Annotated in this window: 29 protein-coding genes and 1 riboswitch; of the genes, 25 read left to right on the forward strand and 4 right to left on the reverse strand. The window is 71.9% G+C overall.

Going from position 1 to position 26,275, the window contains the following annotated elements; all coding sequences use genetic code 11:
- Positions 1-61: 61 nt before the first annotated feature.
- From rpsP to ABEB00_RS20765, 16 genes are all read left to right on the forward strand, one after another.
- Positions 62-481: a 30S ribosomal protein S16 gene (rpsP, locus tag ABEB00_RS20690; protein ID WP_345621398.1), complete on the forward strand. Its 420-nt coding sequence runs from the start codon at positions 62-64 to the stop codon at positions 479-481.
- A gap of 2 nt (positions 482-483) precedes the next feature.
- Positions 484-723: an RNA-binding protein gene (locus tag ABEB00_RS20695; RefSeq protein WP_004924853.1), complete on the forward strand. Its 240-nt coding sequence runs from the start codon at positions 484-486 to the stop codon at positions 721-723.
- A 170-nt stretch (positions 724-893) separates the two neighbouring features.
- A complete protein-coding gene (rimM, locus tag ABEB00_RS20700; RefSeq protein WP_345621399.1) occupies positions 894-1,457 on the forward strand; it encodes a ribosome maturation factor RimM in 564 nt (187 codons plus the stop codon).
- Positions 1,457-2,290 carry a tRNA (guanosine(37)-N1)-methyltransferase TrmD gene (gene trmD, locus ABEB00_RS20705; RefSeq protein WP_345621400.1) on the forward strand — a complete coding sequence of 278 codons (834 nt, stop codon included), beginning with the start codon at positions 1,457-1,459 and terminating at the stop codon, positions 2,288-2,290. Before rimM ends, trmD begins: the two co-directional genes overlap by 1 nt.
- Positions 2,291-2,424: 134 nt before the next feature.
- Entirely contained in the window at positions 2,425-2,775 is a 351-nt protein-coding gene (gene rplS, locus ABEB00_RS20710) for a 50S ribosomal protein L19 (RefSeq protein ID WP_008409401.1), read from the forward strand.
- A gap of 45 nt (positions 2,776-2,820) precedes the next feature.
- Positions 2,821-3,540: a signal peptidase I gene (gene lepB, locus ABEB00_RS20715; RefSeq protein ID WP_345621401.1), complete on the forward strand. Its 720-nt coding sequence runs from the start codon at positions 2,821-2,823 to the stop codon at positions 3,538-3,540.
- On the forward strand, positions 3,533-4,672 hold the full coding sequence (lepB, locus tag ABEB00_RS20720) for a signal peptidase I (protein WP_345621403.1): 1,140 nt from the start codon (positions 3,533-3,535) through the stop codon (positions 4,670-4,672). The genes lepB (ABEB00_RS20715) and lepB (ABEB00_RS20720) overlap by 8 nt, the downstream gene beginning before the upstream one ends.
- Entirely contained in the window at positions 4,569-5,516 is a 948-nt protein-coding gene (gene lepB, locus ABEB00_RS20725; RefSeq protein WP_345621521.1) for a signal peptidase I, read from the forward strand. The genes lepB (ABEB00_RS20720) and lepB (ABEB00_RS20725) overlap by 104 nt, the downstream gene beginning before the upstream one ends.
- 78 nt (positions 5,517-5,594) lie before the next feature.
- The gene (gene lepB, locus ABEB00_RS20730) at positions 5,595-6,362 is read left to right on the forward strand and encodes a signal peptidase I (RefSeq protein WP_345621404.1); all 768 of its coding nucleotides are present in this window, start codon (positions 5,595-5,597) and stop codon (positions 6,360-6,362) included.
- Positions 6,352-6,876: an NUDIX hydrolase gene (locus ABEB00_RS20735; RefSeq protein ID WP_345621405.1), complete on the forward strand. Its 525-nt coding sequence runs from the start codon at positions 6,352-6,354 to the stop codon at positions 6,874-6,876. The genes lepB (ABEB00_RS20730) and ABEB00_RS20735 overlap by 11 nt, the downstream gene beginning before the upstream one ends.
- 56 nt (positions 6,877-6,932) lie before the next feature.
- Positions 6,933-7,241 carry a DUF2469 domain-containing protein gene (locus ABEB00_RS20740; RefSeq protein ID WP_345621407.1) on the forward strand — a complete coding sequence of 103 codons (309 nt, stop codon included), beginning with the start codon at positions 6,933-6,935 and terminating at the stop codon, positions 7,239-7,241.
- Positions 7,242-7,372: 131 nt separating this feature from the next.
- Positions 7,373-7,735, forward strand: a complete 363-nt coding sequence (locus tag ABEB00_RS20745) for a YraN family protein (protein ID WP_345621408.1) — start codon at positions 7,373-7,375, stop codon at positions 7,733-7,735.
- Entirely contained in the window at positions 7,735-9,354 is a 1,620-nt protein-coding gene (locus ABEB00_RS20750) for a YifB family Mg chelatase-like AAA ATPase (protein ID WP_345621409.1), read from the forward strand. The genes ABEB00_RS20745 and ABEB00_RS20750 overlap by 1 nt, the downstream gene beginning before the upstream one ends.
- Positions 9,351-10,511, forward strand: a complete 1,161-nt coding sequence (gene dprA, locus ABEB00_RS20755; RefSeq protein WP_345621411.1) for a DNA-processing protein DprA — start codon at positions 9,351-9,353, stop codon at positions 10,509-10,511. Before ABEB00_RS20750 ends, dprA begins: the two co-directional genes overlap by 4 nt.
- Positions 10,512-10,816: 305 nt before the next feature.
- A complete protein-coding gene (whiG, locus tag ABEB00_RS20760; RefSeq protein WP_345621412.1) occupies positions 10,817-11,659 on the forward strand; it encodes an RNA polymerase sigma factor WhiG in 843 nt (280 codons plus the stop codon).
- A 129-nt stretch (positions 11,660-11,788) separates the two neighbouring features.
- Positions 11,789-12,346, forward strand: a complete 558-nt coding sequence (locus tag ABEB00_RS20765) for a TetR/AcrR family transcriptional regulator (RefSeq protein ID WP_345621522.1) — start codon at positions 11,789-11,791, stop codon at positions 12,344-12,346.
- A gap of 100 nt (positions 12,347-12,446) precedes the next feature.
- Here the strand turns inward: ABEB00_RS20765 and ABEB00_RS20770 are convergent, their stop codons facing one another.
- Positions 12,447-13,025 (reverse strand): M23 family metallopeptidase, encoded by a 579-nt coding sequence (locus ABEB00_RS20770; protein ID WP_425586540.1) that lies wholly within the window; start codon positions 13,023-13,025, stop codon positions 12,447-12,449.
- A gap of 470 nt (positions 13,026-13,495) precedes the next feature.
- On the opposite strand from ABEB00_RS20770, the gene rpsB reads away from it, so the two are divergent.
- The 9 genes from rpsB to ABEB00_RS20815 all read left to right on the forward strand — a co-directional run bounded on the left by rpsB (position 13,496) and on the right by ABEB00_RS20815 (position 23,640).
- Positions 13,496-14,449, forward strand: a complete 954-nt coding sequence (rpsB, locus tag ABEB00_RS20775; protein ID WP_345621414.1) for a 30S ribosomal protein S2 — start codon at positions 13,496-13,498, stop codon at positions 14,447-14,449.
- Between the two features lie 156 nt (positions 14,450-14,605).
- Positions 14,606-15,442, forward strand: a complete 837-nt coding sequence (gene tsf, locus ABEB00_RS20780) for a translation elongation factor Ts (protein WP_345621415.1) — start codon at positions 14,606-14,608, stop codon at positions 15,440-15,442.
- Positions 15,443-15,586: 144 nt separating this feature from the next.
- Entirely contained in the window at positions 15,587-16,345 is a 759-nt protein-coding gene (gene pyrH, locus ABEB00_RS20785; protein WP_345621417.1) for a UMP kinase, read from the forward strand.
- Positions 16,346-16,526: 181 nt separating this feature from the next.
- Positions 16,527-17,084, forward strand: a complete 558-nt coding sequence (frr, locus tag ABEB00_RS20790) for a ribosome recycling factor (RefSeq protein ID WP_345621418.1) — start codon at positions 16,527-16,529, stop codon at positions 17,082-17,084.
- The gene (locus ABEB00_RS20795; protein ID WP_345621420.1) at positions 17,084-18,247 is read left to right on the forward strand and encodes a phosphatidate cytidylyltransferase; all 1,164 of its coding nucleotides are present in this window, start codon (positions 17,084-17,086) and stop codon (positions 18,245-18,247) included. The genes frr and ABEB00_RS20795 overlap by 1 nt, the downstream gene beginning before the upstream one ends.
- Positions 18,248-18,398: 151 nt before the next feature.
- On the forward strand, positions 18,399-19,529 hold the full coding sequence (gene rlmN / locus ABEB00_RS20800; RefSeq protein WP_345621422.1) for a dual-specificity RNA methyltransferase RlmN: 1,131 nt from the start codon (positions 18,399-18,401) through the stop codon (positions 19,527-19,529).
- 65 nt (positions 19,530-19,594) lie between these two features.
- Positions 19,595-19,700, forward strand: a riboswitch (TPP riboswitch).
- Positions 19,701-19,777: 77 nt separating this feature from the next.
- Entirely contained in the window at positions 19,778-20,878 is a 1,101-nt protein-coding gene (locus tag ABEB00_RS20805) for a thiamine ABC transporter substrate-binding protein (RefSeq protein ID WP_345621423.1), read from the forward strand.
- On the forward strand, positions 20,854-22,608 hold the full coding sequence (locus ABEB00_RS20810; RefSeq protein WP_425586536.1) for an ABC transporter permease: 1,755 nt from the start codon (positions 20,854-20,856) through the stop codon (positions 22,606-22,608). The genes ABEB00_RS20805 and ABEB00_RS20810 overlap by 25 nt, the downstream gene beginning before the upstream one ends.
- Positions 22,609-23,640, forward strand: a complete 1,032-nt coding sequence (locus ABEB00_RS20815) for an ABC transporter ATP-binding protein (protein WP_345621425.1) — start codon at positions 22,609-22,611, stop codon at positions 23,638-23,640.
- A 92-nt stretch (positions 23,641-23,732) separates the two neighbouring features.
- Here the strand turns inward: ABEB00_RS20815 and ABEB00_RS20820 are convergent, their stop codons facing one another.
- From ABEB00_RS20820 to ABEB00_RS20830, 3 genes are all read right to left on the reverse strand, one after another.
- The gene (locus tag ABEB00_RS20820) at positions 23,733-24,443 is read right to left on the reverse strand and encodes an LAETG motif-containing sortase-dependent surface protein (protein WP_345621525.1); all 711 of its coding nucleotides are present in this window, start codon (positions 24,441-24,443) and stop codon (positions 23,733-23,735) included.
- Between the two features lie 165 nt (positions 24,444-24,608).
- Positions 24,609-25,736 (reverse strand): LOG family protein, encoded by a 1,128-nt coding sequence (locus ABEB00_RS20825; RefSeq protein ID WP_345621426.1) that lies wholly within the window; start codon positions 25,734-25,736, stop codon positions 24,609-24,611.
- 17 nt (positions 25,737-25,753) lie between these two features.
- Positions 25,754-26,161, reverse strand: coding sequence for a VOC family protein (locus tag ABEB00_RS20830; protein WP_345621427.1), 408 nt, complete (start codon positions 26,159-26,161; stop codon positions 25,754-25,756).
- Positions 26,162-26,275: the final 114 nt, after the last annotated feature.

Genomic DNA, 26,275 nt, shown 5'->3' on the forward strand with positions numbered 1-26,275 from the left:
GCAACCCCACGCGGCTCTCTCGCCGTGCCCAACCACGTCAAAACCAGGAGAACCCACTCCCGTGGCAGTCAAGATCAAGCTGAAGCGTCTGGGCAAGATCCGTTCGCCTCACTACCGCATCGTCGTCGCCGACTCCCGCACCCGCCGTGACGGCCGTGCGATCGAGGAGATCGGCAAGTACCACCCGACGTACAACCCGTCGGTGATGGAGGTCGACGCCGAGCGTGTGGCGTACTGGCTCGGTGTCGGCGCCCAGCCGACCGAGCCCGTGCTCGCCATCCTGAAGAAGACCGGCGACTGGCAGAAGTACAAGGGCGAGCCCGCCCCGCCCCCGCTGCTCGTGGCCGCCGAGAAGTCGGCCCGTCCGACCTTCGAGGCGCTCGGTGGCGAGGACGAGGGCAAGGGTGAGGCCATCACCCAGAAGAAGAAGGCCGACAAGAAGGACGAGGCTGCCGCCGAGTCCGAGTCGACCGAGGCCTGAGCATGCTCGAGGAGGCTCTCGAGCACCTCGTGAAGGGCATCGTGGACAACCCTGACGATGTGCAGGTCGCCTCGCGCAACCTGCGTCGCGGACGTGTGCTCGAGGTCCGGGTCCACCCGGACGACCTCGGAAAGGTGATCGGCCGCAACGGCCGCACCGCACGCGCTCTGCGCACCGTCGTGGGCGCCATCGGCGGTCGCGGCATCCGGGTCGACCTCGTCGACGTGGACCACGTCCGCTGACGCTTCGCATCGCAGCACCGGCTCGGGCCGGGGAAGGCCGCTCAACGGCCCTCCCCGGCCCGTAGTCGTATGTCAGGAGAGTCTCATGTGACGCGTGTATCGCACATGTCACGCATGTATCGCATGTGACGCACGTATCGGATGTGTCGTACGACAGGAGATCAGGCACCGTGCAGTTGGTAGTAGCGCGCATCGGCCGCGCCCATGGCATCAAGGGCGAGGTCACCGTGGAGGTCCGCACCGACGAGCCCGAGCTGCGGCTCGCGCCCGGTGCCGTGCTGACCACGGACCCCGCCGCCACCGGGCCGCTCACCATCGCCACCGGCCGCGTCCACAGCGGCCGGCTCCTGCTGCGCTTCGAGGGCGTCACCGACCGCACCGGCGCCGAGGCGCTGCGCAACACCCTCCTCATCGCCGAGGTCGACCCGGCCGAGCTGCCCGAGGAGGAGGACGAGTACTACGACCACCAGCTCATGGACCTCGACGTGGTCCTCCCCGACGGCACCGAGGTCGGCCGGATCACCGAGGTCTCCCACCTGCCCACCCAGGACCTCTTCGTGGTGGAACGGCCCGACGGCAGCGAGGTCTACGTGCCGTTCGTCTCCGAGATCGTCACCGAGATCGACCTGGCGGAGCAGCGCGCGGTCATCGACCCGCCGCCCGGCCTGATCGACGACCGGGCCGAGATCGCCTCCGGGAAGGAAGACGGCGGCAAGGGCGAGGACGGCGTCTGATGCGGCTCGACGTCGTCACGATCTTCCCCGAGTACCTGGACCCGCTGAACGTCTCCCTCGTCGGCAAGGCACGCGCGCGCGGACAGCTCGACGTACACGTGCACGACCTGCGTTCCTGGACGTACGACCGGCACAACACCGTCGACGACACCCCCGCCGGCGGCGGCCCCGGCATGGTCATGAAGACCGAGCCGTGGGGCGACGCCCTGGACACCGTGCTCGCCGACGGCTACGAGACGGGCTCCCGCACGCCCGCCCTGATCGTGCCGACCCCCAGCGGCCGCCCCTTCACCCAGGAACTCGCCGTCGAGCTCTCCGAGCGCCCCTGGCTGGTCTTCACCCCCGCCCGCTACGAGGGCATCGACCGCCGCGTCGTCGACGAGTACGCGCGGCGCATGCCGGTGTACGAGGTCTCCATCGGCGACTACGTGCTGGCCGGCGGCGAGGCGGCGGTGCTCGTGATCACCGAGGCCGTGGCCCGGCTGCTGCCCGGCGTCCTGGGCAACGCCGAGTCCCACCGGGACGACTCGTTCGCGCCCGGCGCCATGGCGAACCTCCTGGAAGGCCCCGTCTACACCAAGCCGCCCGAGTGGCGCGGCGGGGGGATCCCCGAGGTGCTGCTCAGCGGCCACCACGGGAAGATCGCCCGCTGGCGCCGGGACGAGGCACTCAGGCGTACGACGGCGCACCGGCCCGACCTGATCGAACGGTGCGAGCCCGCCGCCTTCGACAAGAAGGACCGCGAGATGCTCTCCATCCTGGGCTGGGCACCGGACCCGGCGGGGGAGCCGTACGGCCGATTTTGGCGCAGGACGCCCGGCATGGAAGAATAGGCGGCTGTTGTGCGCTCGTCCGGCGTGCGCCCCTGCCACAGGGGGACACGACGCCCGCCGGCCGCACGGCCTTCCCTTTCGAAACACCGACTTCCCGTTGATGACCTGTGGCATCAGCGAAGAAAGCAGACGAAATGTCTCACCTGCTCGACTCCGTCGACGCCGCGTCGCTGCGCACCGACGTCCCGGCCTTCCGCCCGGGTGACACGGTCAACGTCCACGTCCGCGTCATCGAGGGCAACCGCTCCCGTGTGCAGCAGTTCAAGGGCGTCGTGATCCGCCGCCAGGGTTCCGGCGTGCGCGAGACCTTCACGGTCCGCAAGGTCTCCTTCTCCGTCGGCGTGGAGCGCACCTTCCCGGTGCACACCCCGATCGTCGAGAAGATCGAGCTGGTCACCCGCGGTGACGTCCGCCGCGCGAAGCTGTACTACCTGCGCGAGCTGCGCGGCAAGGCCGCGAAGATCAAGGAGAAGCGCGACAACTGAGCGCCCTCCGGTATCCCCGCCGGGGCCGGATAGCATCTGGCCCCGATGGACACCGAAGCACAGCACAGGGAGCGCGACCGCTCCTCCCGCCCCTCCGGACCCGAGGACACCTCCTCGGCTCCGGAGCCCCGGGAGGGACGGTCGCGTTTCGCGTGGGCGGCGACCATCCCCGAGTCGACACCCGGCGGCCGGATCACCCTGACCCTGCTGGTCCTCCTGCTCTTCCTGCTGCTGCTCTCCACCTTCGTGCTGCAGCCGTTCCACATCCCCAGCGGGTCGATGGAGCGGGCGTTGAGGATCGGCGACCGCGTTCTCGTAAACAAGTTGGCGTACCGTTTCGGTGCCGAACCGCAGCGGGGCGACATCGTCGTCTTCGACGGCACCGGCACCTTCGGGCACGGTGACTACATCAAACGCGTGGTCGGTGTGGGCGGAGACCATGTGGTCTGCTGCGACAAGGAGGGGGGCATCGTGGTGAACGACCGGCCGGTCGACGAGTCGGCGTTCCTGTACCCCGGGGACAGCCCCTCCACGGTCCGCTTCGACGTCGTGGTGCCCGACGGCAGACTGTTCGTGCTCGGCGACCACCGCGGCGACTCCAGCGACTCCCGCGACCACCTGGGCTCCCCGGGCGGCGGCATGGTGCCGCTGGACGACGTGATCGGCCGGGCCGGCTGGATCGTCTGGCCCTTCGGCCACGCCACCGGCCTGGACCGCCCCGGCGCCTACGCGCGCGTGCCCGCCGCCGGCGGGGCCGATGGGTAACCGCGGCAAGCCCCGCGGTACGGCCGCCGGCCCCGCGGAGAACCTGCTGCCCACCGGCTCCCGGCGGGCGCGCGGCCCGGCCGGCACCGGCCGCTCCCGGGCGGAGCGCCGCAAGCTCCAGCGCAAGGTCAAGCGGCGCCGCAGGCACAGCGCGGTCAAGGAGATACCTCTCCTGATCGGCGTCGCCGTGGTGATAGCCCTGGTGCTCAAGACCTTCCTGGTGCAGGCGTTCGTCATCCCGTCCGGCTCCATGGAGCAGACGATCCGGATCGGCGACCGGGTCCTGGTGGACAAGCTCACCCCGTGGTTCGGTTCGAAGCCGGCCCGCGGGGACGTCGTCGTCTTCCGCGACCCCGGCGGCTGGCTCCAGGGCGAGCAGACCACGCAGCCGGACGATCCCGTCGTCGTCAAGCAGGTCAAGGAGGGACTCACCTTCATCGGTCTGCTGCCCTCCGACGACGAGCAGGACCTGATCAAGCGGGTCGTGGGCATCGGCGGCGACCACGTCAAGTGCTGCGACGCCCAGGGCCGGATCACCGTCAACGGCGTGCCCCTCCAGGAGGAGTACCTCTTTCCGGGCAACGCGCCCTCCAACACGCGTTTCGACGTCACCGTCCCCCGAGGGCGGCTGTGGGTGATGGGCGACCACCGGGCCAACTCCGCCGATTCCCGCTTCCACCAGGACAGCGACCTCGGCACCGTCTCCGAGGACGAGGTGGTCGGCCGCGCCCTGGTGATCGCCTGGCCGTTCGGCCACTGGAGCACTCTGGAGGAGCCGGGCACCTACGCGTCCGTCACCGACGCGGCTCCCGGGTCGACCGCGGCCTCCGCGTCGTCGCATAGTGTGGCCCTCGAAGATTCGAACCTGATCCAGCTCCCGACCCCTGCGGAACTCCCGCTCGTTATGGGAGTGGTGGGCCTGCGCCGCATGTGGGGCAGGCGGCGGCACGGAGTGAGGAGTTGGCGTGGGGGATGTGGCGGTCGGCGCACGGTCCGGTCACGACGGCGAGGAGGACCGGGGACGCCCCCTGGGAGCGGCCGGCCCGGCCGCGGGCAGCGCTCCGGCGCCCCGGAGCGACCTCCCGGCGGCGGGTGGAGGCGCGGTGACGGACGGGCCCCGGGGCCCTGGTGACCAGGGCCCCGGCGACCAGGGACCGGGCGGCACCCCGCCTCCGGCATCCCGGCCGGCCCGCGGGCAGCGCTCCTTCTGGAAGGAGCTGCCCATCCTGATCGGCATCGCGCTGGTGCTCGCGCTGCTGATCAAGACGTTCCTGGTGCAGGCGTTCTCGATCCCGTCGGCGTCGATGCAGAACACCCTCACCATGGGGGACCGGGTCCTGGTCGACAAGCTCACGCCCTGGTTCGGGTCCGAGCCGGAACGCGGAGAGGTCGTCGTCTTCCACGACCCCGACAACTGGCTGGCCGGCGAGCCGACCACCGACCCCAACGCCCTGCAGACCTTCCTGAGCTGGATCGGCCTGATGCCGTCCGCCGAGGAGAAGGACCTGATCAAGCGAGTCGTCGGCGTCGGCGGCGACACCGTCGAGTGCAAGGGCACCGGCCCGCTCAAGGTCAACGGCAAGGCGCTGGACGAGACGTCGTACGTCTACGCCGGGAACACCCCGTGCAGCGTCGACGACCAGGGCGGCCAGTTCACGGTGAAGGTCCCCGAGGGCTCCCTGTGGGTGATGGGCGACCACCGGCAGAACTCCCGCGACTCCCGGTACAACCAGGCCGACAAGAACCAGGGCATGGTGCCGGTGGACGAAGTCATCGGACGGGCCGTCGTGGTCGCCTGGCCGGTCAACCACTGGAGCAACCTCCCCGTGCCGGACACCTTCGACCAGGCCGATCTGAACAGCTCGTCCGCCGCCGCCGGCGTCCTGTCCGTCGCGCCCCAGGGCGCCGCCTTCGCCGGGGCCGTGCCGTTCGTGCTCTGGCACCGCCGGCGCGTCAGCGCCGCCCGGACCCGCTGATCCCACGCGTGCGGCCGGTGATCCCGGGAGCCCGGAAGGGCTGACCGGCCCGGGTACCGACCGGTAGTGTGCCGACCCATGGGTGGCGAGAACACGACGCGTACGGCCCCGCACAGCGGTGGCGCCCGGACGGGTCCGGCGCCGGGCCGGACCGGGCAACGACTCTCCGGGCTGGCCGTCGCGCTGGGCATGGTGCTGTTCCTCGGCGGCTTCGCCTGGGCGGCGGTGACCTACCTGCCCTACACGGTGCCGACCGGCTCGATGACACCGACGATCGACGCCGGGGACCGGGTGCTGGCCCAACGCGTCGACGGCGCCGACGTACGCCGCGGCGACGTGGTCGTCTTCAAGGACGCGGCCTGGGGCGACGCCCCCATGGTCAAGCGCGTGGTCGCGGTCGGCGGCGACACCGTCTCCTGCTGCGAGGACGGCCACCTGAAGGTCGACGGCAAGACCGTCGACGAGCCGTACCTGCCCGGCGGAAAACCGGCCGAGGGTACCGAATTCCCGACCGTGACCGTCCCCGAGGGGCGGCTGTTCCTCCTCGGCGACGAGCGTCGCACCTCCCTGGACTCCACCGCCCACCTCACCGACGCGGCGGGCGGGACCGTGGCCCGCTCAGCGGTGGAAGCCCGGGTCGACGCCGTGGTCTGGCCGATGGAAGGCATGCTGGAACGCCCCACCGGCTTCGAGGCGCTCGGCGGCCTCTCCTCGCCCGGTCCGCTGCCCGCGGCCACCTGGATGGTGATCGCCGGGACCGTACTGATCCTCGCGGGCGCCGCCTACGGCCCCGTGGCCAAGCGGGCCGCCTCCCGCGCCCGGGCGGGGTCCGCAGGTGTCCGCTGAGGTGACGCGGGCCGGCGAGGACACGTACGCGGGCGGGCTGCGCAAGGTCGCCCGGGTGGTGCTGCTCGACCCCGAGGACCGCATCCTGCTGCTGCACGGCCATGAGCCGGACGACCCGGCGGACGCGTGGTGGTTCACGCCCGGTGGTGGTGTGGAGGGCACGGAGACCCGCGAGCAGGCCGCGCGCAGGGAACTCGTGGAGGAGACCGGCATCACGGAGGTCGAGCTGGGACCGGTGCTGTGGCGGCGCCGGTGCTCGTTCCCGTTCGCGGGCCGCCGCTGGGACCAGGACGAGTGGTACTACCTGGCCCGTACCGCCCAGACGGCGACCGCGGCCACCGCGCTGACCGAACTGGAGCGGCGCAGCGTCGCGGGAGCGCGCTGGTGGACGTGCCGGGAACTGGGCCAGGCACATGAGACGGTGTATCCGACCAGACTCGCCGAGCTGCTGCGTACGCTGCTCGACGAAGGTCCCCCGGCCGCGCCGGTGACCCTTGACACCGAAATCGTCTAGGTGCTCACGGCCCTGGCGCACAATGGGGGGATCGCACGGCTGAAGGGGAACATGCCATGAGCGCCGAGGACCTCGAGAAGTACGAGACCGAGATGGAGCTGAAGCTCTACCGGGAGTACCGCGACGTCGTCGGTCTGTTCAAATTCGTGATCGAGACCGAGCGGCGTTTCTACCTCACCAACGACTACGAGATGCAGGTCCACTCGGTCCAGGGCGAGGTGTTCTTCGAGGTGTCGATGGCGGACGCCTGGGTGTGGGACATGTACCGGCCGGCCCGGTTCGTCAAACAGGTACGGGTCCTCACGTTCAAGGACGTGAACATCGAGGAGCTGAACAAGAGCGACCTGGAGCTGCCCGCCGGGTGACCTGAGCTGCCCGCCGGGTGACCTGAGCCGTCCGGTCGGGTGACGGAGTTCTCCACAGCCGTCGGCCTGTCCACCAAGATCCAACAGGTCCTCGTTCTGCCCTCATCGTTGGCGCCGGAGGTGGTGCCGACATGAACGCACGCGGTGCGAAGGGCAGGTACGGCGAGACGCTCGCCGCCCGCCGGCTGACCGAGTCCGGTATGACGGTCCTCGCGCGCAACTGGCGCTGCGGCAGGACCGGTGAGATCGACATCGTGGCCCGTGACGGGGACGTCCTGGTCGTCTGCGAGGTGAAGACCCGCGCCGCCGGGGCCTTCGAACATCCGATGGCCGGGGTCACCCCCGACAAGGCGGAGCGGCTGCGCGACCTCGCCCAGCGCTGGATCCAGAGCCACGGCGGAGCGCCGCCCGGCGGCGTCCGCATCGACCTCGTGGGCGTCCTCCTGCCGCGGCGCGGCGCGCCCGTCGTGGAGCACGCGCGGGGGGTGGCGTGATGGGGTTCGCGCGTACGTGCTCGGTCGCACTGGTCGGTGTGGAGGGTGTGGTCGTCGAGGTCCAGGCCGACCTGGAACCGGGCGTCGCCGCGTTCACGCTGGTGGGGCTCCCCGACAAGAGCCTGACCGAGAGCCGCGACCGGGTGCGGGCGGCGGTGGTGAACTCCGGCGCCCAGTGGCCGCAGAAGAAACTCACGGTGGGGCTCAGCCCGGCCTCCGTGCCCAAGAGCGGCAGCGGTTTCGACCTCGCCGTCGCGGCGGCCACGCTCGGTGCCGCCGAGCGGATCGACCCCCGGGTGCTCGCCGACATCGTGATGATCGGGGAACTGGGCCTGGACGGCCGGGTGCGGCCGGTGCGGGGCATCCTCCCGGCGGTGCTGGCCGCGGCCGACGCCGGTTACGACCAGGTGGTGGTGCCGGAGAGCGCCGCCGCCGAGGCGTCCCTGGTGCCCGGGGTCTCCGTGCTCGGCGTACGCAGCCTGCGCCAGCTCATCGCCGTGCTCGCCGACGAACCCGTGCCCGAGGAGGAACCTGACCAGCAGGGCCGCCCGGACCCGCTCCTGGCCGGCCTGCGGGTCCCGGGCACCGGCGCGGCCACCGGCATCCACGGCACGGCCGCGCACGACCAGGGCCACGACCTCGCCGACGTCGTCGGCCAGATGTCCGCCCGCACGGCCGTGGAGGTCGCCGCCGCGGGCGGGCACCACCTGTTCCTCGAAGGCCCGCCCGGCGCCGGCAAGACCATGCTGGCCGAGCGGCTGCCCGCGATCCTGCCCCGGCTCACCCGGCAGGAGTCGCTGGAGGTCACGGCCGTGCACTCGGTGGCGGGCCTGCTGCCGCCCGGCAGGCCCCTGGTCGACACGGCCCCCTACTGCGCGCCGCACCACTCGGCCACGATGCAGTCCCTCGTCGGCGGCGGCGCCGGCACCGCCCGGCCCGGAGCGGTCTCCCTCTCGCACCGAGGAGTGCTGTTCCTCGACGAGACACCGGAATTCAGCGGGCAGGCCCTCGACGCCCTGCGCCAGCCGCTGGAGAACGGACACGTCGTGATCGCCCGCAGCGCGGGTGTCGTGCGCTTCCCCGCCAGGTTCCTGATGGTGCTCGCCGCCAACCCCTGCCCCTGCGGGCGCTTCTCCCGCCAGGACGACCTGTGCGAATGCCCGCCCTCCGCGATCCGCCGCTACCGGTCGAGACTGTCCGGGCCGCTGCTGGACCGGGTCGACCTGAGGGTCGAGGTCGACCGCGTCACCCGCGCCGAACTGGCCGCGTGCGCGGCGCCCGGCGAGTCCACCGCCGAGGTCGCCGACCGGGTGCGGGCGGCCAGGGAACGGGCCGCGACCCGGCTGGCGGACACCCCGTGGCGCACCAACAGCGAGATCCCCGGACGCGAGCTGCGCAGCCGCTGGTACGCGGTGCCCGGGGCGCTGGACGAGGCCGAGCGCAGCCTGGACCGGGGCGTCCTGACCGCCCGCGGACTGGACCGGGTGCTGCGCGTCGCCTGGACCGTCGCCGACCTCGTCGGCCACGCCCGCCCGGACGGCACCGACGTCGCCCTGGCGCTGCAACTGCGCACCGGGGTGCCGCGCGGCGTACCCATGGCACTCGGGTCCCTGTCATGAGCGCCGAGGGCGCCACGCCCGGCAGCGTCCTGGACCGGGTCTTCCTCACCCGCGTCCTCGAACCGGGTGACGAGAGGGGCGGGCGCTGGGTGCGCGAGTACGGGGCGGCCGAGGTGGCCCGGCGGCTGCGCGAGGACGGGCCGCGCCCGCCGGGCGTGAGCGAGCGGCGGTGGGCGGGGCTGCGGTCCCGGGCCGAGCGGGCCGACCCGCACCGGGACCTGGCGGCGGCGCGGGCGGCGGACACGCGGTTCGTGGCGCCGGGGGACGCGGAGTGGCCCGGGCAGCTCGACGACCTCGGCGACGCCCGGCCACTGGGGCTGTGGGTCCGCGGCCGGCCGAGCCTGCGGATGTGGGCGCTGCGGTCGGTCGCGGTGGTCGGCGCCCGCGCCTGCACCGAGTACGGGGCGCACATGGCGGCGACGCTCGCCGCCGGCCTCGCCGAACGCGGCTGGGTCGTGGTCTCCGGCGGCGCCTACGGGGTCGACGGCGCCGCCCACCGGGGCGCCCTGAGCGCGGGCGGGGCCACCGCCGCCGTCCTCGCCTGCGGCGTCGACCGGCCCTACCCGCGTGGCCACACCGGGCTGATCGCGCGGATCGCCGAGCAGGGGCTGGTGGCCGGGGAGCTGCCGCCCGGCGAGCACCCGACACCGAGCAGATTCGTGCTGCGCAACCGCGTCATCGCCGCGCTCACCCGCGGCACGGTCGTCGTCGAGGCCGCCCACCGCAGCGGCTCGCTGGTCACGGCGCGGGCGGCCCAGCGGCTGGGCCGGCACACGATGGGCGTCCCCGGCCCGGCCACCAGCGCCCGGTCGGCGGGAGTCCACGAACTGCTGCGCGGCGACGCGGTACTCGTCACCGACGCCGCGGAGATCGTCGAGCTGGTCGGCGACATGGGCGAACTGGCCCCCGCCAGGCACGGCCCGGTGCTCCCCACCGACCTGCTCGAACCCCGCGCCCGGCAGGTCCTGGCGGCGCTGCCGGCCCGAGGGGCCGAACCACCCGCCGAGATCGCCCGCCGCGCGCAGACCACAGCGGACGACGCGGTCGCGAGGCTGTACGAGCTTCGAGCACTTGGGTACGTCGAACGACACGGCGACGGCTGGAAGTTGACACGCCAGGCGATGATCTCGTCCCGCGCCCGCGCGGGCCCCTGCTGACCGAGCGTGTTCGGCCGTCCGGGGGAACCCCTACGCCCTTGCGAATTCCCGTAGTTGGGGCAACCGGGTGATCACTCAGAGCAATCACCGACCACTCGACAGGGCGTGCAGCGGAACGTATCTGCGCATCCTCACGCCCCCCTCTTCGCTCACCGCGACACTTCAGTCACGCTACGCTCACGAAGACCCCCCAAGCGGACAGACCCCATACGGACAGACAGCCCACAAGGACAGACCCCCACCAGGCATCGGGCCGCCCCCTCCCGGCCGACCCGACAACACGGCAGAACGGCACAAGGCGACGCATGCCCCAGCACACCTCCGGGCCCGACCGGGCGGCGCTCCCCCCAGCCGCCCGCGACGGTGGCAGAGTGCGGCCTCCCGCTCCCTCGGCGCTCGACGAGCTGTGGCGGTCGTACAAGACGACGGGGGACGAGCGGCTGCGGGAACAGCTCATCCTGCACTACTCGCCCCTGGTGAAGTACGTGGCCGGCCGGGTGAGCGTGGGGCTGCCGCCCAACGTCGAGCAGGCGGACTTCGTGTCGTCCGGGGTGTTCGGGCTGATCGACGCGATCGAGAAGTTCGACATCGACCGGGAGATCAAGTTCGAGACGTACGCGATCACCCGGATCCGGGGCGCCATGATCGACGAACTGCGGGCGCTGGACTGGATCCCGCGCTCGGTGCGGCAGAAGGCGCGGAACGTGGAGCGTGCCTACGCGACGCTGGAGGCCCGGCTGCGGCGCACCCCGTCCGAGGGCGAGGTGGCCCGGGAGATGGGCATCGCGGTGGAGGACCTGCACGCGGTCTTCAGCCAGTTGTCGCTGGCCAACGTGGTGGCGCTGGAGGAGTTGCTGCACGTCGGCGGGGAGAGCGGGGACCGCCTCAGCCTGATGGACACGCTGGAGGACACCGCCGCCGACGATCCGGTGGAGGTGGCCGAGGACCGGGAGCTGCGCCGGTTCCTGGCCCGGGCGATCAACACCCTGCCGGAGCGGGAGAAGACCGTCGTCACGCTCTACTACTACGAGGGGCTCACCCTCGCCGAGATCGGCAACGTGCTGGGTGTGACCGAGAGCCGGGTCAGTCAGATCCACACCAAGTCCGTGCTGCAACTGCGGGCGAAGCTGGCGTCATTCGGCCGCTGACCAGGCCGGACGGTGCGTGGCCGGGCGGTCGGCGGGGCGGGGTGCCGGCCGGGGCGGGGGTGCGGTGTCTCCCGTCCGCGGGGGCACGTCCGTACAGTGGTCGGCGTGCCAAGGATTCGAGCGGCCTCCGTGGCCGAGCACCGGTCGATGCAGCGTGCCGCCCTGCTGGACGCGGCACGCTCCCTGCTGTCCGACGGCGGGACGGAGGCGCTGACCTTCCCCGCCCTCGCCGAGCGGACGGGTCTCGCGCGCTCGTCCGTGTACGAGTACTTCCGGTCGCGGGCCGCGGTCGTGGAGGAGCTGTGCGCGGTCGACTTCCCCGTCTGGGCGGCGGAGGTGGAGGCCGCGATGGCCGCGGCGGACCCGCCGGAGGACAAGGTCGAGGCGTACGTGCGCAAGCAGCTCGAACTGGTCGGGGACCGGCGCCACCGTGCCGTGGTCGCGATCTCGGCCAGCGAACTGGACGCCGGGGCGCGGGAGAAGATCCGGGCGGCGCACGGCGGACTGATCGCGATGATCGTCGAGGCGCTCGGGGAGATCGGCCACGAGCAGCCGCGGCTCGCGGCGATGCTGCTCCAGGGCGTCGTCGACGCGGCGGTACGCCGGATCGAGCTGGGGGTGGCGGAAGACCCGGCGTCGGTGACGGACGCGGCGGTGTCCATGGCGCTGCGGGGGGTCCGGGGCTGAGCGCGGGCACCGCGAGGGAGGCCCCGCCCCTCAGTCCCCCCTCTCCAGTCCCCCCTCTCCAGTCCCCCCTCTCCAGTCCCCTCTCTTCAGTCCTCGCCCTTCAGTCCCCGGTTGGCGGCCGCCGGTCCTCGGCTCCAGCCGGGATCGGGACCCCCAGGACCGGCAGCAGTACCGGACGGTGCGGGTTCAGGAGCCACGGCGGCAGCAGGGACAGCGGGTTCAGGTAGGTCTCGCCTCTGCGCAGGCCCCAGTGCAGGCAGCCGGCCGGGCAGTGCGAGCCCGCCGCCTCCACCGTGCCGACCACCTCGCCCGCGGCCACCTCCGTGCCCTTCTCCACCGAGGCCCGTACCGGCTCGTAGGTCGTGCGCAGGGGCGGTTCGCCGGTGTCCGCCGCCGTCACCGAGACGACGCCCTTCCCCGCCACCCGGCCGGCGAACGTCACCCGCCCCGCCGCCACCGCCCGTACCGGCGTGCCGGGCGGGGCCGCGAGGTCGACGCCGCGGTGGCCCGGCCGGTACGGCGTCGCGGGCGGAGCCCAGCCCCGTACGACGGTGGGGTGCGGGGCGACCGGCCAGGAACGCGCGACGGCCGGGACCGAGGGGTCCGCGGGGACCGAGGGGCCCGAAGGGTCCGGGAAGGACTTCGTGACCGTCTCGGCCCGCACCGGCGGCGACGCCACGGACCCGGCGGCCCCACCGATGAGCAGAGGCAGGAGCAGAAGCAGAAGCAGGAGCAGGGACTGGGACTGGGACTGGGACTGGGACTGGGACTGGGCGGGTAACGGCACCGGCCACCCACCCGCCCCCCATGTCGCGGACCCCCGCACCGCACCCGCCCGCACACCCCGCCCCGCTCGCCCCGCTCGTCCCCTTCGCATGCGAGAAGCCTCGCGCGAGAGCGCCGGTCACCGCTTGTGCCTGTGGGCGGCGTCCCGGTTGTGGACAGCGGCGTCACCCGGTGCTCCCCGGGTCCCGTACACTTCTGATGGCGACCCGGCTGACCGGGTCGACTTCGCACGCCCCGGCGCGAGGCCCTGTCGAGCCTCGGGTCAGCGCCCCTCGGTCCTCAGTGGCACGGCGCACAGCGGGCGTCAGGCGCGGAAGCCGTCCGGCATCCGCGGCACAACCGAGAAACACAAGGAGAACGGCCATGGCCGTCGTCACGATGCGGGAGCTGCTGGAAAGCGGCGTCCACTTCGGTCACCAGACCCGTCGCTGGAACCCGAAGATGAAGCGCTTCATCTTCACCGAGCGCAACGGCATCTACATCATCGACCTGCTCCAGTCGCTGTCGTACATCGACCGCGCCTACGAGTTCGTCAAGGAGACCGTCGCCCACGGCGGCACGGTCATGTTCGTCGGCACGAAGAAGCAGGCGCAGGAGGCCATCGCGGAGCAGGCCACCCGCGTCGGCATGCCCTACGTCAACCAGCGCTGGCTGGGCGGCATGCTCACCAACTTCTCGACCGTCTACAAGCGTCTGCAGCGCCTCAAGGAGCTTGAGCAGATCGACTTCGAGGACGTCGCCGCGTCGGGTCTGACCAAGAAGGAGCTTCTCGTGCTCTCGCGCGAGAAGGCCAAGCTGGAGAAGACCCTCGGCGGTATCCGCGAGATGTCCAAGGTGCCCAGCGCCGTGTGGATCGTGGACACCAAGAAGGAGCACATCGCGGTCGGCGAGGCCCGGAAGCTCAACATCCCGGTCGTCGCCATCCTCGACACCAACTGCGACCCCGACGAGGTCGACTACAAGATCCCGGGCAACGACGACGCGATCCGCTCCGTCACCCTGCTCACCCGCGTGATCGCCGACGCGGTCGCCGAGGGCCTCATCTCCCGCTCCGGTGTCGCCACCGAGGGCAAGGGCGACAAGGCCGCCGGCGAGCCGCTGGCCGCGTGGGAGCGCGACCTGCTCGAGGGCGAGAAGAAGGCCGACGACGGCGCGGCCAAGGCCGAGGACGGCGAGGCGAAGGCCGACGAGGCCGAGAAGCCCGCCGAGGCCGAGACCCCCGCCGCCGAGGCCACCGAGGCCCCCGCGGCCGAGGCCCCCGCCGAGGAGGCGCCGGCCGCCGAGGCCCCCGCCGCCGAGGGCGAGCAGCAGGTCTGACCCGTCAGTCGGTGTCGACGGCGGGAGCGGTGACCACCACTCCGCTCCCGCCGTTCACCCGTAGGTCAGCGCAGGGTCACGGCGCTACAGCTCGCTGCGGGCCGCAGACCCCGTAGATCTCCGATCTTCCAGACTTCGAGAAAGACTCACAGACTCATGGCGAACTACACCGCCGCCGACGTCAAGAAGCTCCGCGAGCTGACCGGCGCCGGCATGATGGACTGCAAGAAGGCGCTGGACGAGGCCGAGGGCAGTGTCGACAAGGCCGTCGAGGCGCTCCGCATCAAGGGCCAGAAGGGCGTCGCCAAGCGCGAGGGCCGCTCCGCCGAGAACGGCGCGGTCGTCTCGATCATCGCCGACGACAACTCTTCCGGTGTCCTCGTCGAGCTGAAGTGCGAGACGGACTTCGTCGCCAAGGGCGACAAGTTCCAGGGCGTGGCCGAGGCCATCGCCGCGCACGTCGCGAAGGTCGCCCCGGCCGACCTGGAGGCACTGCTCGCCTCCGAGATCGAGCCCGGCAAGACCGTCCAGGCGTACGTGGACGAGGCCAACGCCAACCTCGGCGAGAAGATCGTCCTGGACCGCTTCGCGCAGTTCACCGAGGGTTACGTCACGGCCTACATGCACCGCACGATGCCCGACCTGCCCCCGCAGATCGGTGTCCTGGTCGAGCTGGACAAGCCGAACGCCGAGATCGCCAAGGGCGTCGCCCAGCACATCGCCGCCTTCGCGCCGAAGTACCTCTCCAAGGAGGACGTGCCGGCCGAGGTCGTCGAGTCCGAGCGCCGCGTCGCCGAGGAGACCACCCGCGCCGAGGGCAAGCCCGAGGCCGCCCTGCCGAAGATCGTCGAGGGTCGCGTCAACGGCTTCTTCAAGGACGCCACGCTGCTCGGTCAGCCGTACGCGCTGGACAACAAGAAGTCCGTCCAGAAGGTCCTGGACGAGGCCGGTGTCACCCTGAAGCGCTTCACGCGCATCAAGGTCGGCATCTGAGTCCGTACCGCGACGGACGTACGACCCCGGTAGGGTCGACAGCAGATCTGACGAGGAGGCCATTGCCGCGCATGGGATGTGTACCAGCCCACCGGCAATGGCCTCCTTCGTGTGTGTGACCCACGTAAAAGAGGCGAGATCTCCATGACCACCAAGGCCGAGAAGAGCGACGACCCCAAAGTGAGCGGCCGGTTTCTGCTGAAACTGTCCGGAGAGGCGTTCTCCGGCGGCGGGGGCCTGGGCGTCGATCCCGACGTGGTGCACGCCATCGCCCGCGAGATCGCGGCGGTCGTCCGGGACGGCGCGCAGATCGCCATCGTGATCGGCGGCGGCAACTTCTTCCGCGGCGCCGAACTCCAGGTGCGCGGCATGGACCGGGCCCGCTCCGACTACATGGGCATGCTCGGCACCGTGATGAACTGCCTCGCCCTCCAGGACTTCCTGGAGAAGGAGGGCGTCGACTGCCGCGTGCAGACCGCCATCACCATGGGGCAGGTCGCCGAGCCGTACATCCCGCTGCGCGCCGTGCGCCACCTGGAGAAGGGCCGCGTGGTCATCTTCGGCGCCGGCATGGGCATGCCGTACTTCTCCACCGACACCACCGCCGCGCAGCGCGCCCTGGAGATCGACGCCGAGGCCCTGCTCATGGGCAAGAACGGCGTCGACGGGGTCTACGACGCCGACCCGAAGACCAACCCGGACGCCGTCAAGTTCGACGCGCTCGGCTACGGCGAGGTCATCACCCGGGACCTCAAGGTCGCCGACGCCACCGCGGTCACCCTCTGCCGGGACAACAGCCTCCCGATCGTCGTCTTCGAACTCCTGAAGGAGGGCAATATCGCCCGCGCCGTCAAGGGTGAGAAGATCGGCACGCTCGTGGGGGACCAGAACAGCCGGGACTGACCGGGCAGTACCGCCGTCCCCCGGTCTCCACCTGTCCGGGGGACGGACGGGACGGGGCCGGACCGGGGGATGGACAATGTCCTGCCGGTCCGGAACCGTGCAGGAAGAAGACGCGACGCAGCCGGCCGGCGCCTTGACGAGGAACCGCAGCCGGGCCCACTCAGAGACGCAGGAGCAAGTGGTGATCGAAGAGACCCTCCTCGAGGCCGAGGAGAAGATGGAGAAGGCCGTCGTGGTCGCCAAGGAGGACTTCGCCGCGATCCGCACCGGCCGTGCGCACCCGGCGATGTTCAACAAGATCGTGGCCGACTACTACGGCGCGCCGACGCCGATCAACCAGTTGGCCTCGTTCTCGGTGCCCGAGCCGCGCATGGCCGTGGTGACCCCCTTCGACAAGAGCGCCCTGCGCAACATCGAACAGGCCATCCGCGACTCGGACCTGGGCGTCAACCCCAGCAACGACGGCAACATCATCCGCGTGGTGTTCCCGGAGCTGACCGAGGAGCGCCGCCGCGACTACATCAAGGTCGCCAGGAGCAAGGCCGAGGACGCCAAGGTGTCCATCCGCGCGGTGCGCCGCAAGGCCAAGGACGGCGTCGACAAGCTGGTCAAGGACGGCGAGGTCGGCGAGGACGAGGGGCGCCGCGCCGAGAAGGAGCTGGACGACACCACGGCGAAGTACGTCGCCCAGGTGGACGAACTCCTCAAGCACAAGGAAGCGGAGCTGCTCGAGGTCTGATGAACGACTCTTCTTCCTGGGGGGCGCCGCCACAAGCCGGGTACTGGGGGCCGTCCGATCGGGGACCTGTCCAGGGGACTGCCCCGGCGGGTCCCGCGTACGACGCGCACCCCGCGCAGCAGACTCGCCCCATGCCGATCGTGCCCGGGGTACCCGACTTCGGCGGGGACCAGGAGGACGACCGGGGGACCGCTCGGCCGGGCGGTCCCCTGTTCCGAGACGAGACCTCGCCGGCGCCGGCCCACGCGGCGGTGCCGGCCTACGCGGCGGCGCCGGCCCACACGGCGGTGGCGCAGAATCCGGAGCCCATGCACGACGCCCCGCAGCCGGCTCCGCCACCGAAGAAGAAGACCGCGGGGCGTGACCTGGGCGCCGCGATAGGGGTCGGTGTCGGGCTCGGCGTGGTGGTCATCGCGTCGCTGTTCGTCGTCAAGGCCGCGTTCGTCGGTGTGGTCGCGATCGCCGTCGTGGTCGGGCTGTGGGAGCTGACCAAGCGGCTGGACGAGCGCAAGGGCATCCACGCGCCGCTGGTGCCGCTGGCGGTCGGCGGCGCGGCGATGGTGGTCGCGGGCTACGCGCGCGGCGCCGAGGGCGCCTGGGTCGCCATGGCGTTCACCGCGCTCGCCGTCCTCGTGTGGCGGATGGCACAACCGCCGGAGAACTACCTGCGGGACGTCACGGCGGGTGTCTTCGCCGCGTTCTACGTGCCGTTCCTGGCCACGTTCGTCACCATGATGCTGGCGGCCGACGACGGTTCGCGGCGGGTGCTGACCTTCCTGGCGCTGACGGTCATCAGCGACACCGGGGCCTACGCGGTCGGCTGGCGCTTCGGCCGGACCAAGCTCGCCCCGCGGATCAGCCCCGGCAAGACCCGCGAGGGACTGCTGGGCGCGGTCGCCTTCGCGATGGTGGCGGGCGCGCTGTGCATGGAGTTCCTGATCGACGGCGGTTCCTGGTGGCAGGGGGTGCTGATGGGCCTGGCGGTCGCGGTCAGCGCGACCCTCGGCGACCTGGGCGAGTCGATGATCAAGCGGGACCTCGGCATCAAGGACATGGGCACGCTGCTCCCCGGTCACGGGGGCATCATGGACCGGCTGGACTCGCTGCTGCCCACGGCACCGGTGGTGTGGTTGCTGCTCGTGATCTTCGTCGGATCGGCTTGACGGCGGTCGGGTACTCTGGAAGGGCTCGCGGCATCTGCTGCGGGCCCTTTCGTGTCCCCGCCGACGCGGGGATGGTCCAGTGAGGTCTCCTGGCTTCGGCATGGCCCTGCCGTAGTCCCCGCCGACGCGGGGTTGCCACTGGCCCGTCGTCATGAGGAGTTGTCCGACCGTGGCCCGTCCTGCCCCCGGTGAGCTGACGTTCGCCACCCCCCGCGGAGCCAAGAAGCCGCCGCGGCACCTCGCCGACCTCACGCCCGCCGAGCGCAAGGAGGCGGTGGCCGCGGCCGGTGAGAAGCCGTTCCGCGCCAAGCAGCTCTCGCAGCACTACTTCGCCCGGTACGCGCACGACCCGGAGCAGTGGACCGACATCCCGGCCGGCTCCCGGGCCCGGCTCCAGGAGGCGCTGCTGCCCGAGCTGATGACGGTCGTGCGGCATCTGTCGACCGACCAGGGCACCACCCGCAAGACGCTGTGGCGGCTCTTCGACGGCACGCTCGTGGAGTCGGTGCTGATGCGCTACCCGGACCGGGTGACCATGTGCATCAGCTCGCAGGCCGGGTGCGGGATGAACTGCCCGTTCTGCGCCACCGGCCAGGCCGGACTCGACCGCAACCTGTCGACCGCCGAGATCGTGCACCAGATCGTGGACGGCATGCGGGCGCTGCGCGACGGTGAGGTGCCGGGCGGACCGGCGCGGCTGTCCAACATCGTCTTCATGGGCATGGGCGAGCCGCTCGCCAACTACCAGCGCGTCGTCGGGTCGATCCGGCGGCTGACCGACCCCGAGCCCGACGGCCTCGGCCTCTCCCAGCGCGGCATCACCGTCTCGACGGTCGGCCTCGTCCCGGCGATCAACCGCTTCGCCGACGAGGGCTTCAAGTGCCGGCTCGCCATCTCGCTGCACGCTCCCGACGACGAGCTGCGCGACACCCTCGTCCCGGTGAACACGCGGTGGAAGGTGCGCGAGGTGCTGGACGCCGGCTTCGAGTACTCCGCGAAGTCCGGCCGCCGGCTCTCCATCGAGTACGCGCTGATCCGGGACATCAACGACCAGGCGTGGCGTGGCGACCGGCTCGGGCGGCTGCTCAGGGGCAAGCCCGTGCACGTGAACCTGATCCCGCTCAACCCGACGCCGGGCTCGAAGTGGACCGCCTCCCGGCCCGAGGACGAGAAGGCGTTCGTCGAGGCGATCGCCGCCCACGGGGTGCCGGTGACGGTCCGGGACACCCGCGGCCAGGAGATCGACGGGGCGTGCGGCCAGCTCGCGGCAACCGAACGTTAGTGCGAGCGGTACGCTGACCTCCGTACCCACCTCTTCATAACCCACCTCTTCGTACCCACATCTTCATATTCCGACAGGGGAGCGCCACAGCGCTGAGAGTGCGGCACCGGCCGCAGACCCTCCGAACCTGGCCCAGGTCATTCTGGGTAGGGAGATCGGTCACCACTCGAGCTGTTGCGCCCCGCCCGGGACCCGTCGAGGGAACCGGGCGGGGCCGCGTCTCTTCCTGGACGTCCCAGGAGGAATCAGTGAGCACCACCACCGGCACATCCGCGAGCATCACCAAGAAGGCCGCCGCCCTGGCCGTCGGACTCGGCCTGGTCACGCTCTGCGCGTGCGGGTCGTCCGCCGACGACCAGGGGTCCGGCGACTCCAGGACCGTCACCCTGGTCAGCCACGACTCGTGGGCGGTGTCCAAGAGCGTCCTCGCCGCCTTCGAGAAGAGCAGCGGCTACCAGGTCAAGGTGCTGGAGGACGGCGACGCGGGGCAGGCCGTCAACAAGGCCGTCCTGACCAAGGACAACCCGCAGGGCGACGTCTTCTTCGGCGTCGACAACACCCTGCTCTCCCGCGCCCTCGACAACGGGCTCTTCCAGCCGTACGAGGCCAAGGGCCTGGACCGGGTCGACGCCCGCTACCGGCTCGACGACAAGGACCGGGTCACGCCCGTCGACTACGGCGACATCTGCGTCAACTACGACAAGGCGTACTTCGGCGAGCACAGGATCGCGCCGCCGAAGACCCTCGCCGACCTCACCGAGCCCCGGTACAAGAACCTGCTCGTCACCGAGAACGCCGGCACCTCCTCGCCCGGCCTCGGCTTCCTGCTCGGCACCGCCGCCGAGTACGGCGACGACGGCTGGGCGGGTTACTGGAAGAAGCTCCGGGCCAACGGGGTGAAGGTGGTCGACGGCTGGGAGCAGGCGTACAACGAGGAGTTCTCCGGCTCGGCCGGCGGCAAGAAGGCGGGCGGCGACCGGCCGCTCGTGGTCTCCTACGCCTCCTCCCCGCCCGTCGAGGTCGTCTACGCGGAGCCGCGGCCCGACACCGCGCCGACCGGCGTGGCGACCGGCACCTGCTTCCGCCAGACCGAGTTCGCCGGGCTGCTGAGCCACGCGAAGAACGCCGAGGGCGGCAAGGCGTTCCTGGACTTCCTGATCAGCAAGGAGTTCCAGGAGGACATGCCGCTGAACATGTTCGTCAACCCGGTCACCGACGACGCGAAGCTGCCCGCTGTCTTCACCGACAACGTGCCGGCCGTCGCGGACCCGCACACCCTGGCGCCCGAGAAGATCGCCGCCAACCGTGACCAGTGGGTCAAGTCATGGACCTCCCTCGTACTGAAGTGACCCGCCCCGAAGCGAGCCGTCCCGAAGCGAGCCGTCCCGAAGCGACGCGAGCGGCGGCCGCGGCGAAAGGCGCGGCGGCGGGCGGGCGGACCCGGCGGCGCGGGCCCGCGGTGCGGCTCGCGCTGGTGACCGTGCCCGTCGCCTTCTTCGCGGTCTTCTTCGCCTACCCGGTCGCCGCGATCGTCGCGCGGGGCCTGCGGACGGACGGCGGCTGGCACCTCGGCCGGATCGGCGAGGTGCTGGCCTCCGCCGACCTGAGGCACGTGCTGTGGTTCACCACCTGGCAGGCGCTCGCCTCCACCGCGCTCACGCTGCTGGTCGCGCTGCCGGGCGCCTATGTCTTCGCCCGCCTGGACTTCCCCGGCAAGCAGGTGCTGCGGGCCGTGGTCACGGTGCCCTTCGTGCTGCCGACGGTCGTCGTCGGCTCGGCGTTCCTGGCGGTGGTCGGCCGCGGCGGGCTCCTGGACGACCTGTGGGGCGTCCGCCTCGACACCACGGTCTGGGCCATCCTGCTCGCGCACGTCTTCTTCAACTACGCCGTGGTCGTCCGCACCGTCGGCGGCCTCTGGTCGCAGCTCGACCCCCGGCAGGAGGAGGCGGCGCGGATGCTCGGCGCCTCCCGGCCGCGGGCCTGGCGGCAGGTGACCCTGCCCGCGCTCGGGCCCGCCGTGGCCGCCGCCACGCTGATGGTGTTCCTGTTCTGCTTCACCTCCTTCGCCCTGGTGCAGATCCTCGGCGGCCCCCGCTTCTCCACCCTGGAGGTGGAGATCTACCGGCAGACCGCGGACGTCTTCGACCTGTCCACGGCCGCCGTACTGACCATGATCCAGTTCGTGGCGGTGGGCGCGGTCCTCGCCCTGCACGCCTGGACCGTACGGCGCCGGGAGACCGCCCTGCGCCTGGTGGACCCCTCGGTGACCGCGGGCCGGCCGCGCGGGGCCGGGCAGTGGGCGGTGCTGGGCGGGGTCCTCGCCACCGTCGCCGTACTGCTCCTGCTGCCCCTGGTGGTGCTGGTGCGGCGGTCGCTGGACGCGCCCGGCTTCGGCTACTTCCGGGCGCTGACCCGCGAGGACGACGGCGGCGCCTTCCTCGTCCCGCCGATCGACGCGATCGGCAACTCGCTGGAGTACGCCGCCGTCGCGACCGTCCTCGCGGTGGCCGTCGGCGCGCTCGCGGCCACCGCGCTGACCCGGCGGGACGCGGGGCGTTTCGTGCGGGGCTTCGACGCGCTGCTGATGCTGCCGCTCGGGGTGTCGGCGGTGACCGTCGGCTTCGGGTTCCTGATCGCGCTGGACGAGCCCCCGCTCGACCTGCGCTCCTCCTGGATGCTGGTGCCGCTCGCCCAGGCACTGGTCGGTGTGCCCTTCGTGGTACGGACCATGCTGCCGGTACTGCGGGCGGTGGACGACCGGCTGCGGCAGGCGGCTGCGGTGCTCGGGGCGTCGCCGTGGCGGGTCTGGCGGGAGGTCGATCTGCCGATGGTGTGGCGGGCGTTGCTGGTCGCGGCCGGTTTCGCGTTCGCGGTGTCGCTGGGGGAGTTCGGGGCGACCGTGTTCATCGCGCGGCCCGACAACCCGACGCTGCCGGTCGCCGTCTCCCGGCTCCTCGGCCGCCCCGGCGACCTCAACTACGGGCAGGCGATGGCCCTGTCCACGATCTTGATGGTGGTGTGCGCGGTGGCGCTGCTGGTGCTGGAGCGACTGCGTACCGACCGGACCGGGGAGTTCTAGATGCCACTGAGCACGCTGCTGAGCCTGGAGGGGGCGACCGTCCGCTTCGGCGGGCGGGCCGCGCTCGACGCCGTGGACCTGTCCGTCGCCGAGCACGAGATCGTCTGCGTGCTCGGCCCCAGCGGCAGCGGCAAGTCCACGCTGCTGCGGGCGGTGGCCGGGCTGCGGCCGCTGGACGCGGGCCGGGTGACGCTCGACGGACGAGACCAGGGCGGCGTGCCCGCGCACCGGCGCGGCGTCGGCCTGATGTTCCAGGACCACCAGCTCTTCCCGCAGCGGGACGTCGGCGGCAATGTCGCCTTCGGCCCGCGGATGCACGGCCTGAGCAGGGACGCACAGCGCACGCGGGTCGAGGAGCTGCTGGAGCTGGTCGGTCTGCCGGGGGCCGCGCGCCGGTCGGTGGCCGCGCTCTCCGGCGGTGAGCAGCAGCGGGTGGCGCTCGCCCGCGCGCTCGCGCCCCGCCCCCGGCTGCTCATGCTCGACGAGCCGCTCGGCCAGCTCGACCGGTCGCTGCGCGAGCGGCTGGTGGTCGAACTGCGGGAGCTGTTCGGCCGGCTGGGCACCACGGTGCTCGCGGTGACGCACGACCAGGGCGAGGCGTTCGCGCTGGCCGACCGGGTCGTGGTGATGCGGGACGGGACGATCGCCCAGTCGGGGTCGCCGCTCCAGGTGTGGCAGCGGCCGGCCGACGCCTTCGTCGCCCGTTTCCTCGGCTTCGACAACGTGGTCGCGGCGACCGTCACCGGACCGGCCGCCGACACCCCGTGGGGCAAGCTGCCGGTCCCCGAGGGCGCCCCGCAGGGCCCCCGCGACCTCTTGGTGCGCCCCGGCGGCGTCCGGCTCACCCGCGCCGACGCGGGCCTGCCCTGCACGGTCGCCGCCCGCACCTTCCGCGGCACCCATGTCGCCGTCCGCCTGCGGCCCGCGGACGGGCCCCCGCTGGAGGCGGCGTGCGCGCTGCGGTCCGCGCCGGAGGTCGGGGACCGGGTCGGGGTGGAGTTCGACGTGGCCGAGATCGTCGTACTGGGGTGAGCGCCGGGTAGCGGGCGGACACGGGGACGGCCCGCCCCTGGCAGGGACGGGCCGTCAGGTGCGGTGTGGCACCCGGGTGTCGCGGTGCGGCGTCAGCTCGCGCTGTTCGCCCCACGGCGGCGCAGGCCGAAGAAGACCGCGCCGCCACCGACCACGACCAGGGCGGCCGCGACACCGGCGATCATGCCGGTGTTGGAGTCGGCGCCGGTCTCGGCCAGGTTGGAGTCGGCGGCCGCGGGCGAGGGCGCGTTGTCGGCGGCGCCCGCCGGAGCGGTGCTCTCGCTCTCGGAGGAGGCCGGGGTGGTCGGAGCCGGGGACTCCGGCTCCTCGGCCGGCTTCGTCGGCGTGGGCGTGGGCGTCGTCGGCTCGGGAGTCTCCTCCTCGGGGGGAGTCTCCTCCCCGGCGCAGGCGGTGCCCGGGGTGACGAGGTTGGGCTTGATGTCCTCGTCGACGGACTGGGCGGCCTTGACGTGGATGCGGTACGTGGTGTTCGGCTTCCAGTCGTCGGCGAAGGTGATGGTGACGCCCTCTCGGGAGCCCTTCACCTCCTGCTCACCGACGTTGACCTCGGCGGCGCCGTCCACCTGGCGGTAGACGGTGACGGTGGCGGGCACACCCGAGGGGTCGACGTCGGTGACGGTGATGACGCCCTTGGAGCCATCGCAGATCGCGGCGGCGGAGAACTCACCGATGTTGCAGGCGAACGCGTTGCCGGCGGCGCCGACGGCCAGGGCGACCGTCGCGGTGGCGACACCGAGGGCACGAACGCTGCGGCGGGACGCCGTACGGCGGAGTATGGACAGGGGCACGTTGGTCCTTTACAGGATGCGCTGGATGCGGGGGGCTGCCCGGGGCGCCACGGACACACTCTCATGACACGAACGCCCCAGGAGACTCACAGGTCTATTGGTCTCGCCCGCGTACTGTCAACGCATATGCCCAGGAAGACGGTTGACTTTACCCGCTTATTAACCAGCAAGACGTTTCAGGGCCTTCGGCGCGTCCTCGATCCGGTCGACCAGAGCGATCCGCGACTCCATCGCCCGCCCCTCGGCCAGGGCCCGCAACAGCGGCCAGGCGGGCAGCCGTTCCGTCCAGTGCGCCCGGTCCACCAGCACCATGGGCGTGGGTTCGCCGCGCGAACCGTAGTAGTTCGGCGTCGCGTTGTCGAACACTTCCTGTACGGTTCCGGCGGCGCCCGGCAGGAAGATCACGCCGGCGTTCGAGCGGGCCAGCAGGCCGTCCTCACGGGTGGCGTTGGCGAAGTACTTGGCTATGTGGGTGGCGAAGGCGTTGGGCGGCTCGTGGCCGTAGAACCAGGTCGGGATGCCGACCGAGGCGCCGCCCTCGGGCCAGCGCGCCCGGACCTCGAAGGCGGCGCGCGCCCACTCGGTGACCGAGGGCGTGAACGACGGCGCCTTGGCGAGCGGCAGCAGCGCCTCGCCGAGCACGCTGTCCTGGTAAGGGGCCAGGTAGGCACCGAGGTTGGCGGCCTCCATGGCGCCGGGGCCGCCGCCGGTGGCCACGGTGAACCCGGACCGGGCCAGGACGCGGCCGAGGCGGGCCGCGCCGGCGTACTCCTCGGTGCCGCGCGCCATGGCGTGGCCGCCCATGACACCCACCACCCGGGCGTCGACGAGGAGTTCGTCGACGGCGTCCGAGACGGCGTCGTCGTGGACGGCGCGCAGCATGGAGGCGAAGATGTCCCCGTCCGCCTTGGTCCGCTGGAACCACGCGTAGGCGCGGGCGTCCGGCGTCGCCTCGTAACCGTCCTCCAGGGAGGCGAACAGCTCCTCGGGGGAGTGCACGCGCGCCCGGTAGGGGTCGAAGGGCAGGCCGGGGACCGGAGGGAAGACCAGGGCGCCGGCGGCCCGTACGGCGACCTCGGCCGCGGGTTCCATCGCGCAGCCGAGGAAGACGGCGTCCGAGGTGTCGAGGGTCTTCAGCGCCCGCGTACGGCCCGTCAGGTCGACGGCCTGGACGCGGTGGTGGGCGAGGGTGCCGCGGTCCGCGACGACCTCGTCGAACTCCGCGAGGGACTCGATCTCCCGGTCGTGGGAGGCGGGTTGCGGCCGGGCGGGTGTCAGATGATCCACCCGCCCATGCTAGGTGCTCAGCTCTCCACCGCCGCCGGGTCCATCCACACGACCTCCCAGGTGTGGCCGTCCAGGTCCTCGAAGGCGCGGCCGTACATGAAGCCGTGGTCCTGGGTCTCGCCGGTGACCGAGCCGCCCGCCGCGACCGCCTTGTCCACCAGTTCGTCGACCTTCTCGCGGCTCTCGGCGCTCAGCGCGAGCAGCACCTCGCTGGTCCGCTTCGAGTCCACGATCTCCTTCTTCGTGAACACGCCGTACTTCTCGGGGGTGTGGAACATGACGACGATCGTGTCGCTCAGCGGGATCGAGGCGGTCGTGTCGTCACTGAACTGGGCGTTGATCGAGTAGCCCAGCTCGGTGAAGAACTTCTTCGTCGCGTCCAGGTCGCCGGTGGCCAGGTTCACGAAGATCATCTGCTGGTACATGAGGGCCTCTCCCCTTGGTGTCACGTGGGTGTCATGTCGGTGCGTCTCGTACGCGTCTCGTTCGCAGGGGTAGACCGGGGGCCGGGGGCGAACTCATCGCTGTACGGGAGATTT

Origin of the sequence: Streptomyces ziwulingensis (assembly GCF_039542605.1) — a bacterium.
Lineage (GTDB): Bacteria > Actinomycetota > Actinomycetes > Streptomycetales > Streptomycetaceae > Streptomyces > Streptomyces ziwulingensis.